This is a genomic window from Streptomyces sp. NPDC048606 (genome assembly GCF_040650855.1).
Classification (GTDB): Bacteria; Actinomycetota; Actinomycetes; order Streptomycetales; family Streptomycetaceae; genus Streptomyces.
This window is the reverse complement of the sequence record NZ_JBEZIB010000027.1, coordinates 111990-123139: the sequence shown is the minus strand read 5'-3', so window position 1 is coordinate 123139 and position 11150 is coordinate 111990. Positions and strand designations below refer to the sequence as shown.

Annotated in this window: 15 protein-coding genes and 1 pseudogene; 6 read left to right on the top strand and 10 right to left on the bottom strand. The window is 69.9% G+C overall.

The genetic code is table 11. The features are described from left to right. From AB0D01_RS27010 to AB0D01_RS26975, 8 genes and pseudogenes are all read right to left on the bottom strand, one after another. Positions 1-716, bottom strand: a pseudogene (locus AB0D01_RS27010) (hypothetical protein); the annotation flags it as partial. A gap of 147 nt (positions 717-863) precedes the next feature. Beyond that, complete coding sequence (locus AB0D01_RS27005; RefSeq protein ID WP_363059595.1) at positions 864-1082, bottom strand: hypothetical protein; 219 nt, start codon at positions 1080-1082, stop codon at positions 864-866. Further along, complete coding sequence (locus AB0D01_RS27000) at positions 1082-1738, bottom strand: hypothetical protein (protein WP_363059593.1); 657 nt, start codon at positions 1736-1738, stop codon at positions 1082-1084. Before AB0D01_RS27000 ends, AB0D01_RS27005 begins: the two co-directional genes overlap by 1 nt. A gap of 35 nt (positions 1739-1773) precedes the next feature. After that, positions 1774-2010, bottom strand: a complete 237-nt coding sequence (locus AB0D01_RS26995; RefSeq protein WP_363059591.1) for a hypothetical protein — start codon at positions 2008-2010, stop codon at positions 1774-1776. 22 nt (positions 2011-2032) lie between these two features. Then, positions 2033-2368: an RRQRL motif-containing zinc-binding protein gene (locus tag AB0D01_RS26990; RefSeq protein ID WP_363059589.1), complete on the bottom strand. Its 336-nt coding sequence runs from the start codon at positions 2366-2368 to the stop codon at positions 2033-2035. Further along, the gene (locus tag AB0D01_RS26985; RefSeq protein WP_363059587.1) at positions 2365-2604 is read right to left on the bottom strand and encodes a hypothetical protein; all 240 of its coding nucleotides are present in this window, start codon (positions 2602-2604) and stop codon (positions 2365-2367) included. Before AB0D01_RS26985 ends, AB0D01_RS26990 begins: the two co-directional genes overlap by 4 nt. Further along, entirely contained in the window at positions 2601-3584 is a 984-nt protein-coding gene (locus AB0D01_RS26980) for a DUF2637 domain-containing protein (RefSeq protein WP_363059611.1), read from the bottom strand. Before AB0D01_RS26980 ends, AB0D01_RS26985 begins: the two co-directional genes overlap by 4 nt. A gap of 56 nt (positions 3585-3640) precedes the next feature. Next, positions 3641-3910, bottom strand: coding sequence for a DUF6284 family protein (locus AB0D01_RS26975; protein WP_363059585.1), 270 nt, complete (start codon positions 3908-3910; stop codon positions 3641-3643). 920 nt (positions 3911-4830) lie between these two features. On the opposite strand from AB0D01_RS26975, the gene AB0D01_RS26970 reads away from it, so the two are divergent. Then, positions 4831-5601 carry a helix-turn-helix transcriptional regulator gene (locus AB0D01_RS26970; protein WP_363059583.1) on the top strand — a complete coding sequence of 257 codons (771 nt, stop codon included), beginning with the start codon at positions 4831-4833 and terminating at the stop codon, positions 5599-5601. Continuing rightward, positions 5598-6071 carry an NUDIX domain-containing protein gene (locus AB0D01_RS26965; protein WP_363059581.1) on the top strand — a complete coding sequence of 158 codons (474 nt, stop codon included), beginning with the start codon at positions 5598-5600 and terminating at the stop codon, positions 6069-6071. The genes AB0D01_RS26970 and AB0D01_RS26965 overlap by 4 nt, the downstream gene beginning before the upstream one ends. On the opposite strand, the gene AB0D01_RS26960 is transcribed toward AB0D01_RS26965, so the two are convergent. Continuing rightward, positions 6059-6628: an HD domain-containing protein gene (locus AB0D01_RS26960; RefSeq protein WP_363059579.1), complete on the bottom strand. Its 570-nt coding sequence runs from the start codon at positions 6626-6628 to the stop codon at positions 6059-6061. The genes AB0D01_RS26965 and AB0D01_RS26960 overlap by 13 nt on opposite strands. Positions 6629-6639: 11 nt before the next feature. Then, positions 6640-7086, bottom strand: coding sequence for a GntR family transcriptional regulator (locus tag AB0D01_RS26955; RefSeq protein WP_363059577.1), 447 nt, complete (start codon positions 7084-7086; stop codon positions 6640-6642). Positions 7087-7624: 538 nt separating this feature from the next. On the opposite strand from AB0D01_RS26955, the gene AB0D01_RS26950 reads away from it, so the two are divergent. The 4 genes from AB0D01_RS26950 to AB0D01_RS26935 all read left to right on the top strand — a co-directional run bounded on the left by AB0D01_RS26950 (position 7625) and on the right by AB0D01_RS26935 (position 11150). Then, the gene (locus AB0D01_RS26950; RefSeq protein WP_363059575.1) at positions 7625-7963 is read left to right on the top strand and encodes a DUF6344 domain-containing protein; all 339 of its coding nucleotides are present in this window, start codon (positions 7625-7627) and stop codon (positions 7961-7963) included. A 497-nt stretch (positions 7964-8460) separates the two neighbouring features. Further along, the gene (locus tag AB0D01_RS26945; protein ID WP_363059573.1) at positions 8461-8772 is read left to right on the top strand and encodes a hypothetical protein; all 312 of its coding nucleotides are present in this window, start codon (positions 8461-8463) and stop codon (positions 8770-8772) included. A 216-nt stretch (positions 8773-8988) separates the two neighbouring features. Beyond that, a complete protein-coding gene (locus AB0D01_RS26940) occupies positions 8989-10158 on the top strand; it encodes an acyl-CoA dehydrogenase family protein (protein WP_363059571.1) in 1170 nt (389 codons plus the stop codon). After that, complete coding sequence (locus tag AB0D01_RS26935) at positions 10155-11150, top strand: OB-fold domain-containing protein (protein ID WP_363059569.1); 996 nt, start codon at positions 10155-10157, stop codon at positions 11148-11150. Before AB0D01_RS26940 ends, AB0D01_RS26935 begins: the two co-directional genes overlap by 4 nt.

Sequence of the window (11150 nt, the reverse complement as noted above, 5' to 3'; positions counted from 1 at the left end):
AGGCAGGTGTCCGTGCTGGACTGGCAGACGGTGGCGGAGCCCTCGGCCAGGTCGATGACCTGGGTCAGGGTCATGACCTCGCCACCGCTGTAGGTACGGGCCTTCCCGGCGGCCGTGGTGACGTGGACACCCTTGGCGTCCACGGTCGCGGCATGCGGGGTGGGCGGGTTGGGCTGCATCGCAGGGTCCTCCTTGATGTGATCGGGAAGCTTGACGGCCGCCGGCGGCGGGACGATGCCGGGCGGCGGGATGGTCGGCCCCGGCACCGACTCGGCGACCGGCGGCGCGGCGTCGGCCGGAGCCGGCGGCGTCGGGGCCGCGGTCGGCCCGGGCGCGGGGCCCGCCGGGGGCGGGGTGGTCGGCTTCGGTGGGGTGGTGGGCTTCGGGGGCATCCCGGCGCCCGTGGTGGGTGCGGACGGCCCCGACGGCTTGGTGCCGGTGGACGAAGTGGAGGGCTTGACGCCGGGCTTCTTCAGGTAGGCGGAGCGCCATCCTTCGCGCAGTCCGCCGGCCCAGTGGGCGCCGGCGAGCAGCCCGTAGCGGGTTTTCGCCGCCAGGTTGTAGGAGCCTTTCCGGAACGTGTCCGGCGCTTTCTTCGGCTCCCACTTGTTCTTCGTTTTCGGGGCGGGCTTTTTGATGCCTGCCTTCTCGTATTTTCCGTGCGTGTTGTCGACGCCGACGAGGTAGGTGATGGCGAGGAGAACGAGGAGTTCCACGAGCCCCCTTCCGGTGACGCTTCGTGGTCGCGGTGGGGTTACCGGTTACCGGTTACAGGCCCCGCGGGCGCCGGTTCGGGCCGCACGGGGGCGGTTCGGGGGCGCCTGAGGGCTGTAACCGGTAACCTGTAACCGGAGATTGATCGCTCAGCGTGACGAGGCGCCGAGGTCGGCTACCGTGTCGTTCGCCGTGTTGAAGACGGATTCGAGGCCGCCTCGAATCTGGTCACCGACCGGCGTGTAGGGCAGGAGAACACCGGACGCGATCAGTGCCAGGCTGATCAGCATCTGCTTTCCCTTGGTCTTCTTGAAGGTGAAGTACATGGCCCAGCAGAACAGGACCAGAGCGAAGAACTGGAGCGTCATTACGCGCCCTTCTCGAAGGTGAATCCCTTGTTGTTCGCGGGAACGGTCGCACTCGAACCGGAGGAGCTGGGAGCGGAGAGTTTCTTGTAGGCGATGAGGCCGGCGCCGCCGACGAGCGCCACCCACAGCCAGGGGCTTGAGGTGATCCCGTCTGCTGGCGCGCCGTCGGCCGGAGCGGCCTTGGGGGTGGTGGCGCCGAGGACGGGGGCTTCGCAGGCGGGGATCCGCGCGACGTCGTACGAGGCGGCCTTCGCGACGGCGGCGGCCCGGAGCTTGTTGCACTCCAGGTAGACGGCCATCTCCCGCTCGTAGAGCGTCTTGGCCGCGGCCTCCTGGCTCTGGGCCCGCTGCTTGTCGACCTCGGCTTCAACCAGGGCGGTCGCGGCCTGGTCCTGGGCGCGCGCTCGGTCCTGGGCGCGCGCTCGGTCCTGCATGTCGGTGACGGTCACGACCGTTCCGCACACCGCGAGGACGGCGATCGTCCCGCACACCGCGAGCGCGGCCTTGTTGTGGCGGCCCGCCCCGATCTTGCCGATCGTGGCGGCGACCTTGGACGACGTGCCGGTCTTCTCCGAGGCCGCGGGCGAGGCCGGGGCCGGGGCCGGGGCCGGGGCGTTCATGCGAGAGAACTCCCCATCCCAGTCGATGCCGGGCATGACGACTCCTCCTTTCCAGGGATCGTTGGTGCAGGTCAGAGCCGGTTGGGCTCCAGGCTGAAGAAGACGCAGTTGGCGGAGGCCATCTCCGGGTGCTGGGACACGATGTGGCCCCGGAGCGCGACGAACACGTCGTAGCGGGTGGAGTCGGCGGGCGGCGTCCACGTCCCGTACTGCGTGCTCATCCCCCGACCCGGCATCTCCAGGGTCAACACCCACATGTGGGAACCCTGGGCGGCGGCCGGGGTGGTGGTAGAGGTCTGGGAGGTCACTGGAACTCCTTGAAGACGGTGTTCAGGCGGCGAGTGCCGGGGCGTCCGCACACGGGACGCACATGCCGAGCGAGGGCGGGATCACGTACCCGGCGTCCCGCTCGCAGGCGGGGCAGGTACGACGGGCCTTGTTCGCCTTCGCCAGAGCCGCGGCCCGGCGGACGGTCATCGGCCTCACCGGGCGGGCCAGGTCGACCCGGTAGAGGTAGGCGATCAGCGGCCCGCGCCGGCGGCGCGGGCGTTCGAGCTGGGCGACGACGTCCTGACCGCCGGGCCGAAGCCCAGCGGCGCGGAGCTGTCGGCGGGTGGCCAGCCCGTCGGGGGCCAGGCTCCACCGGTAGACGGGCAGGCCGGTCATCGGTCGAGGCGGTGGTAGGCGGCCCGGCAGTCGGCGGCGTGGGCGTTGGCCCTGGCGCGGGTGGTGTCCACGTGGTGGTCGATGCTGCTGTAGCCGTAGCCGTAGCCGCATCCGTGGCAGGACCAGTAGGAGCTGTCCGGGGTGCCGGTGACGTCGACGGCGGCGCCGACCTGGTTGTGCATCCGGATCAGCAGGTCGGTCGGCTCGGCGGGGGCGGTGTTCGGGGAGAGCTTCACGAGGCGGCTCCTTCGAGGCCGGCGGGCGGGGTGCGGAGCTCCTGGTAGCGGGCGGAGACCCAGCCGACGGACCAGCCGGTCGTCTCGGCGGCCACCCTGATCCCGAGGCCGGCGGTGTGCAGGCGCTTGACGAGCGCGCGGGCCTCGGCTTCGGGGAGCTTCTCCGCGGCCGGTCCGAGCGTCAGGAGTTCAGCGCGTTCACGCTCCAGCCGTTCCTGTTCACGGGACCGTTCACGGCGTTCACGCTCGACCTCCTCGACACGGGCCTGACGCTCCCGCTCCTCCTTCTGGCGGGTCTCCCGCTCCTTCTGCTGCTGGGCCTCGCGTTCACGGCGTTCACGCTCCAGCCGTTGCTGTTCACGCTCGCGTTCACGGCGTTCACCGGCCTCGCGTTCCTCACGCTCGTGACGCTCCCGGTCCTCGCGCTCCTCGCGCCGGACCCGCTCCTGCCGTTCGGCTTCGTCGCGGATCAGGCGGGCCTCGTGTTCACGCCGTTCACGGGCCTCGGCCGCTTCGTGGTCGCGGCGTTCACGCGCCCGCTGCTGGCGGGCTTCCTCCCGCTTCTCCGCGGCCGTCTCGCGGGCCTGACGGGTCTCTTCCTCCTGCGCTTCCAGGCCCTTGACGGCGGCGGCCAGGGCCCGCCGGTAGGCGAGACCGGCCTCGGCGGTCACGATCAGCAGGAGCGGCGCGACGGAGTGGACGGCGACGCCGACCAGGTCGCCGACCAGGGCGGATGCCCCGATGTTGAGGAGGAGGGTCATGGCGCCGGTCATCCACCGCAGGGCCACCGGCCAGGGGCCGCCCCGGCCGCCGAGGCGGGCGAGGACGGAGTCGAGGCGGACCACGATGACGACAGCGGAGTCGACCACGATCGGCAGGATCGGGGCCGTCCACTGCCAGTCCTCGTGGGTGTGAGCGGTCATGAGCGGGGTGACCGTCAGGACGGAGAACAGCATCGCTCCGCTGACGATCGCCCACATGCCCACGCTCAGCGTGCGTTCCGCGGCGTTGGCCTGAGCGCGGCTGGTGATCGCCTTCACGCTGCGTCCCCCGCCTTTGCGCGGCGGGCGCCGCGGTTGGCGGCGTCGCGGCGGGCGGCCATCAGGCGGGCCTCGGCGCGGCGCCGGCGGCGCACGTCCAGGGCGGCCGGGGCGGGCTCCATGAGCGCGATCTGAACGTCGATGAACAACAGCTCGTCGGAGATGAGCACCGGGGGCTCCGCCTCGATGGAGGCCAGGTCGGCGTCGGTCGGTTCGTCGCCGTACCAGTCACCGGTAACGGGGTCCTGGACAAGATCGATGAACATCAAGGTCTTGCTCCTTCCACAGAGGAACGGGACCGAACAGCAGCCCCGGCGTTCGAGCGCCGGGGCTGCACGTCGTTGTGAAGCAGGAAGAGCTCCGGCTCCCCTCAACCCCGCCCGTACGACGCCAAAAGGCGGCGGACGGGCGGAGGAGGCAGCCGGCCGCAGCGCGCTCAGCGCGGCGGTGGGTGTGGGTGACGCGAGGGGCGCGGCCGGTCGTACCGGTCGAGTACGGTCGGCGCCTGCGGATGTCGGTGGAACATGAGAAACCTCCACGCGGGAAGGGGCGGGACTTCGCCGATCGTCGTTGCCGCGGCGGTCCCGTCATGAGCCTGAGAATCGGTGCGTCAGCATCACTGCTCTGACGCCGGAAGGCGGCCTGCACGAGTCGGTGCAGGTTGGCGTGCCGCCGACGACGTCACCCGGTCGTCTCGGGGGCGGTCTCACTCTTGCCGCCACGTGCGTTGGGGCCCAGCTGTCTTTCCCCACACCCGAGTCCGGGTGGCGCTGCCAAGCGCATAGGGGGAGTCGGACGTCCACCGCGGCGGTTTGCCCCCGGACCCTCGTCCTAGGCACCTACCGCGACCGCCGACTCGCGTCAGCCCCGCACGATCACTGTTCAGTTCTCAAAGAGCCGTGACTCTCTGGCGTGCGCGGTGAGCCCCAAGTGGCCTCCCGCTTGCACAGCACCTCGCGGCGGATTCCATCCGTAGAGGTACATGTAATACCTGTTCCTCATCATGGAGAGAAGGATCCACGGCGTCAAGTCCCTTCACTCTTCGGGGCTGACGCTTCCGTCCGCTCGATGTGTCTTTAGCTTGGCCTCTCGGGCCGAGACGCTGGACTCTGCACATGTACGACTGGTGCACGACTTCGCTACGGTGAGGTCGTACCAAGTCGTCCCATTGCGGGGAGAGCGCGACATGGCAAATGAGCGGTTACGCGGTGCGATCACCCAGAGCGGTCTGTCGCTCGATCAAGTCGCCGAAGCGCTAGGCGTGTCAGCCAAGACGGTTGAACGCTGGATCAATGAGCCCAAGCGGCAGCCGTACCGTCGCTTCAAGTACGCCGCAGCCTCGCTCCTTCAGCGAGAGATGTCATACCTGTGGCCGGATGAGCGGACGTCGGCCGAGGTTACCGAGGCTGGGAACGCCGAGCTGGTCAGGCTCTACCCTCACCGATCCGTAGTCCCGAACCGTCTCTGGCCACAGCTCTACGCCCGAGCGTCACGACACTTCGACGTGCTCGTTTACTCGGGCTTTTGGCTCACTGAGGACGCAGCATTTCACCAGGTCGTCAAGGAGAGGTCGGCTGCCGGCGTCCGCATCCGCTTCATGCTCGGGGATCCGGAGTCTGCCGCGGTCGCCGTGCGAGGCGAGGACGAGGGGATCAGGGGCGCTATGGCCAGCAAGATTCGCAACGCCCTGGTCAACTATGCGGCGCTGTTCGGCCTTCCTGGTGTGGAGTTCCGACTCCACTCCACCACGCTCTACAACTCGATCTACCGGGCCGATGACGAGATGCTCGCCAACGGCCACCTGTACGGCGTCGGCGCGTACATGGCGCCGGTGCTGCATATCCAGCGTGTCCCCGGGGGCGAGCTGTTCGATGCCTACGCCGAGAGCGTCGAACGGGTCTGGGAGACCGCAAGACCCATCTCCTCGCCCACAGACCTGGGAGGTCTAGACGCATGAGCCGAATCGACTACTTCCGCGACCCCGCCGCTCCCGCCGCTAACTCGGTGGTGCCCTCGGTCACGGCCATCGTGCGCGACGACGCCGGGAGGCTGCTGGTCATCCACAAGACCGATAACAACCTGTGGGCACTTCCTGGCGGTGGTCACGACATTGGCGAGCGTGTCGGCGACACAGTGGTGCGCGAAGTCGAAGAGGAGACGGGGATCAAGGTTGAGGTGGACGGCGTTGTCGGTCTCTACACCGACCCGGAGCACGTCCTCGCGTACGACGATGGCGAGGTACGACAACAGTTCTCGATCTGCTTCCGGGCCCATCCGATAGGCGGAATCCTTCGCACGAGCAGCGAATCCAAGGAGGTCCGCTGGATCGATCCGAAGGACCTCGATGACCTGGACATTCACCCGTCTATGCGGCTGCGGATCCAACATGGCCTGGACGAGTCGCGCCGTGAGCCTTACATCGGCTGAGTGGCGGCCTGGGCGAGGGTCAATCGGCCTTCCACCCGCTTGGTGGCGGCGTAGATCTCCGGTGCTGCTCGCTGGATGAAGCGCCCCACGATCGTGTCCGGGCCGTACCGCTGCACGATCTCGTCCAGCCTGGCCGCCGGCGTTGTGTGCTCGCCGTCCGGCGTGGTCGTCATGTCTGACACGATCAGCGCGTCTACCAGCTCCGGCTTCTCCAGCTCGAACTCGGTCTCCAGGTCATGTCGGAGACCGCGCTCCTCGGCCTCCAGAAGAGCGCAGGAGTGGTGGGCCACGAGCCGGACGACGCGCTCGTCAGCGCCCTCCTGGTCGCGGAGGAACCGGGCCCCGTCGAGCGGGTGGAAGCCGGTAGTGGCGATGGAGGGGGAGTAGCCGACATCGTGCAGAACTGCGGCAGCCTCCAGTAGCTCGGCGTCCCGGCCGAGGATCGGGCTCAGGGAACGCGCCCGCTCAGCCACCCCGAGGGAGTGGGCCCAGCGGCGCGGCAGCGGTTCGGCCAGCATCGATTCGGAGAGCGAGTACGCCCACGCAGTTAGCCCCATGGATGGCAAAGCTATGACTCCTCTTGGGTGGTCGGAAGGGTGAGCACGGTTCGGCCTTTGCCGTGCACGGTGGCGAGCAGGCCGATTCCCTCCATCTGCGCCAACGCGTGACGTACGGCCGTTCGGGACATTGCGAAGCGCTCGCAGAGGTTCGCCTCAGACGGATACTTGTCGCCGACGGCGAGATGGTCCTCAGTGATGACAGCGATCAGGCGTTCAACGAGAGGCGGGACGGGCACCCGAGACACGCGCCACCCGGCGCCCGGCACGGACGTGATCAGTTTTTCGGACTCCAGCGTCTTCAGCGCGCGACGGATGGTGTTGCGGGAGACGTCGTGAGCCTGCATGAGAACGGCCTCTGACGGCAGAGTGCTGTTCTGGGAGTCTCCCTCCTCGATCTCCTTCCGCAGTGCGTCAGCGATGAGTAGATAGGTTCCGCGCGGGCTGGCCTCCGGCACGGCACCTCCTTCCAAGAGCTTGGGTTGCTGCCAGGGTCGCATGTGACCGCTTGAGGTCGGGCGGGCTGGACGGGACTCCCAGAGAGCCGTTTCCAGGCCCTCATGGGCCATGTGTGGGCCAGGATTCGCGCTCAGCGGCCTTGAAGGAGGAAAGGCGCAGGTCGGGGCCGGGATGACCACTGCGCACCGACCGGTCTTGAAAACCGTCGTGGCGCGAGTCACCGTGGGTTCAAATCCCACACCCACCGCACCAGGTCGGCGAACGCGCCGGCCGGAAGGGGCGCCCCGGATTCCGGGGCGCCCCTTCCGCATGTCGCCCGCCTCCATCCGCGCACGGCCGGCCGCACAAGGGTCGTGCCGGGCAGGTATCCGGCGGAGATTCAGGGGTTTCCGGCGGGGATTCGAGGGGCCGCTGCGCCTTCCGGGTGGTGTTTGTCGGAAGATCGGCGCGCGTCGCGGAGGCCGTCCGGTTGCGACCACATCATGACGAATGTATTCAGATCCGCCCGTCGGAACATCGCGAAATGAGGCGTTCGTCATGACCTACCGCAGCACCGTCACCTCGATCTGGACCTCCGTCCTCGCGGCCCTCGTCGCGCTCCTGGCGGCCCTCGGCCTCGCTGCCAAGCCGGCCCCGGTCGCCGCCGCGGTGGCCGCCCCCTCGGCGCCGGCGGTGCGTCGGCCCGTCGCCGTGGCGCGGCGGACCTGGCGGGCGATGATGCGGGGGGGCTCCCTCCCGCCCACCATCAAGCAGCGGATCCGTGCCGAGGCGCACGGCAAGAGCCCCTCCGTCCGACGCTCGACCACCGCCGCGGCACTGGCTTCCGACCGGGTGGACACCGCTGTGGAGCAGGCGCGGGTGGCACTCGCCGCGTAGTGGGCGGTCAGGCGGGAACGTACGACCACAGGCGCTGGAGCCCGACCGTTCCCGGTCGTGGATCGCGCCGTACGGTGCCCCCGGGAGTGGGGCACAGGGGGATCGCTCCGGCGGACGCCAGGGGCGCACGGGGGGCGTGAGGCTTGGTATCGCAGGGCCGCGGGCCCGGGAGACGGTGGGGTTCCCGGACGGTGCGGCCCGCTTTGGCATGTCCGGGGCCGGTGGGTTTGGAGGAACGCTTCCTCCCTTGCCCGGCACGGACTTCGGCCTGTTCGGGGGTGTTGAGCGGGGGCGTCGTGGACGTGAATGGGGTTTATCCGATGTTGGTCATGCTTGCGGGGGAATAGCAGGCCGTGGGCTGGTTCGCCGGGGATTCGGTGGGCAACTCTGGTGTCGCGACGTCGTCAGCAACACGAACCGGCACCACGCAAGCGACCAGGGCGGTCGGCCAACCGCTCCGGAAAACACCCCACTTCGGTCTCATGGAGGATCAAGACATGGCAAGCATCCGTACCGCCCGCGTCATCGCCGCCGTCGCCGCTCTCCCCCTCGCCGTCGCCCTCTTCGGCGGAGTGGCCGCGGCCGACAACGGCGCCCTGGCGAACGACGGATCGAATGCGAGCGTGGCCGGCATCGTCGGCAGCGGCGTCGGCGGCAACAACAGCGGGAACTCCTCCACCTCCCAGCAGGTGGCCACCGGCTCGGGCGCGTCCAACCAGAACAACACCGCGCAGGTCAACGGCTCGGCCTACACGGCGATCCAGCAGTCCAACACGAACGTCGCGGTCAACTTCCACCCCTGGTGGTAGCCGCTCGCTGAGCCGCACCGACCGAGGAGGGCGCTCGTACGACCGGACCGGCTGGGGTCCGGTCGTGCGGGCGCCCTCGCGCGTGCCCGGTGCCTGCCGGGTGCGTGCCCGGTGCGTGCCGGGGCGTTCCCACCTCCTGCCGACCTTGACACGGGCAGTAAATCTGACGGACAGTCAGGTCCATTCGCAGACGCGTGTCTCCGGGAGGCCAGAGCCGTGCACCTCGCCCCGTCCGAAGCCCAGTCGCGGCTCCGTGCCGAACTGCGCGCGTACTTCCGGGAACTGCTCCCCGACGGGGTGCCCGAGGACCCGGTCGCCCAGCGGGCCCTGCTGCGCCGGATCGGTGCCGACGGTCTGCTCGGTCTCGGCTGGCCCGTCGAGTACGGCGGCCAAGGCCGCGGCCCCGACGAGCAGTTCGTCTTCTTCGACGAGGCCTACCGGGCCGGGGCCCCGGTCTCCATGGTCACGCTCAACACCGTCGGCCCCACCCTCATGAAGTACGGGACGCCGGAGCAGAGGGACTACTTCCTGCCCCGCATCCTCGCGGGTGAGGTCGTCTTCGCCATCGGCTACTCGGAGCCCGAGGCGGGCACCGACCTCGCCGCCCTCCGCACCCGCGCCGTCCGCGAGCGGGGCGCCGACGGCGCTACCGACCACTGGCGGATCGACGGGCAGAAGGTCTTCACCTCGAACGCCCAGAACGCCGACTGGATCTGGCTGGCCTGCCGCACCGATCCGAACGCCGCCAAGCACCGGGGCATTTCGATCGTCCTCGTTCCCACCGACAGCCCCGGATTCTCCTGGACCCCGATCGACACCGTCGGCGGGCTCACCACCACGGCGACGTACTACGACGACATCCGCGTCCCGGCCGGCAACCTCGTCGGGCCGGAGAACGGCGGCTGGGGTCTGATCACCAACCAGCTCAACCACGAGCGCGTCGCCCTCGCCGCCATCGGCATGCAGGCCGAGGACTTCTACGAGGCCGCCCTCGCCCACGCCCGCACCCCCGACCCCGACACCGGCGAGCGCCCGCTCGACCGTCCCTGGGTGCGGTCCCGGCTCGCCGAGGCGCACGCCCGGTTGGCCGCCGTACGCCTGCTCAACTGGCGCCTCGTCCAGGACGTCGGGGCCGGCACCCTGGCGCCGGGCGACGCCAGCGGAGTCAAGTTCCTCGGTACCGAGTCCACCGTCGAGGTGTACCGCATCTGTCAGGAGGCCGTCGGCGAGGAGGCCCTGGTCAGGGGCGCCGCGGCCTTCGCCGGCGGTGAGCTGGAGCGGATGAACCGCGCCGCCCAGATCAACACCTTCGGCGGCGGGGTGAGCGAGGTCCAACGGGAGATCGTCGCCATGATGCGCCTCGGCATGAAGGGGAGGAAGCGATGACCACGGCACCATCGGACACACCCCACGGCCCCCACGACCCCGGCGGTCCGCACGACGGGCCCGAGTCCGCGCAGGCGCGGTTCCACGCCCTGCTCCGGACCTTCGAGGGCCGCCCCGCCGCCACCGCCGGCCGGGCCAAGGACCCGGTGAACGCGCCGATGATCCGGCACTGGTGCGAGGCGATGGGCGACACCAACCCGGCCTACACCGGCCCCGACGCCATCGCCCCGCCCACCATGCTCCAGGCCTGGACGATGGGCGGGCTCTCGGGCCACACCGACCGCTCCTCCGCCTACGAGGAACTGTTCGGGCTCCTCGACGGCGCGGGCTGCACCTCCGTGGTCGCCACCGACTGCGAGCAGGAGTACCTGCGCCCCCTGCGCCCCGGCGACGAGGTCACCTTCGACGCCGTCATCGAGTCGGTCTCGCCGCGCAAGACCACCAAACTGGGCACCGGGCACTTCGTGACCACCCGGATGGACGTCCACGCGAACGGCGAACCCGCGGGAACGCACCGCTTCCGCATCCTCAAGTACGCCCCGGCCGCCCGCCCGCGCCCCGCCTCCCCACCGCCCGCACCCGCACCCGCACCCGCCGCCCGCCCGCGCCCCGTGATCAACCGCGACAACCAGGGCTTCTGGGACGGGGTGCGCGAACACCGACTGCTGATCCAGCGCTGCACCGCCTGCCGGACCCTGCGCCTGCCCTGGCTCCCCGGCTGCAACGCCTGCTCCTCCCCCGACTGGGACACCGTCGAGGCGAGCGGCTCCGGCACGGTCTACTCGTACGTCGTCATGCACCACCCGCCCTTCCCCGCCTTCGACCCCCCGTACGCGGTGGCCCTCGTCGAGCTGGCGGAGGGCGTGCGGATCATCACCAACATCACCGGCGTCCCCTACGACAAGGTCCGCATCGGCCTGCCCGTCCGCCTGGAGTTCCTGCGCGTCGACGACACGCTCGAACTCCCCGTCTTCCGAGGAGGAACGGGCTGA

Bases quoted from the DNA above. Each gene is read 5' to 3' on its own strand.
- AB0D01_RS26935 (WP_363059569.1), top strand. From the start codon at position 10,155: ATGACCACGGCACCATCGGACACACCCCACGGCCCCCACGACCCCGGC.
- AB0D01_RS27005 (WP_363059595.1), bottom strand. From the start codon at position 1,082: ATGACGCTCCAGTTCTTCGCTCTGGTCCTGTTCTGCTGGGCCATGTAC.
- AB0D01_RS26965 (WP_363059581.1), top strand. From the start codon at position 5,598: ATGAGCCGAATCGACTACTTCCGCGACCCCGCCGCTCCCGCCGCTAAC.
- AB0D01_RS26980 (WP_363059611.1), bottom strand. From the start codon at position 3,584: ATGTGGGCGATCGTCAGCGGAGCGATGCTGTTCTCCGTCCTGACGGTC.
- AB0D01_RS26950 (WP_363059575.1), top strand. From the start codon at position 7,625: ATGACCTACCGCAGCACCGTCACCTCGATCTGGACCTCCGTCCTCGCG.
- AB0D01_RS27000 (WP_363059593.1), bottom strand. From the start codon at position 1,738: ATGCCCGGCATCGACTGGGATGGGGAGTTCTCTCGCATGAACGCCCCG.
- AB0D01_RS26945 (WP_363059573.1), top strand. From the start codon at position 8,461: ATGGCAAGCATCCGTACCGCCCGCGTCATCGCCGCCGTCGCCGCTCTC.
- AB0D01_RS26970 (WP_363059583.1), top strand. From the start codon at position 4,831: ATGGCAAATGAGCGGTTACGCGGTGCGATCACCCAGAGCGGTCTGTCG.
- AB0D01_RS26990 (WP_363059589.1), bottom strand. From the start codon at position 2,368: ATGACCGGCCTGCCCGTCTACCGGTGGAGCCTGGCCCCCGACGGGCTG.
- AB0D01_RS26975 (WP_363059585.1), bottom strand. From the start codon at position 3,910: ATGTTCATCGATCTTGTCCAGGACCCCGTTACCGGTGACTGGTACGGC.
- AB0D01_RS26960 (WP_363059579.1), bottom strand. From the start codon at position 6,628: ATGGGGCTAACTGCGTGGGCGTACTCGCTCTCCGAATCGATGCTGGCC.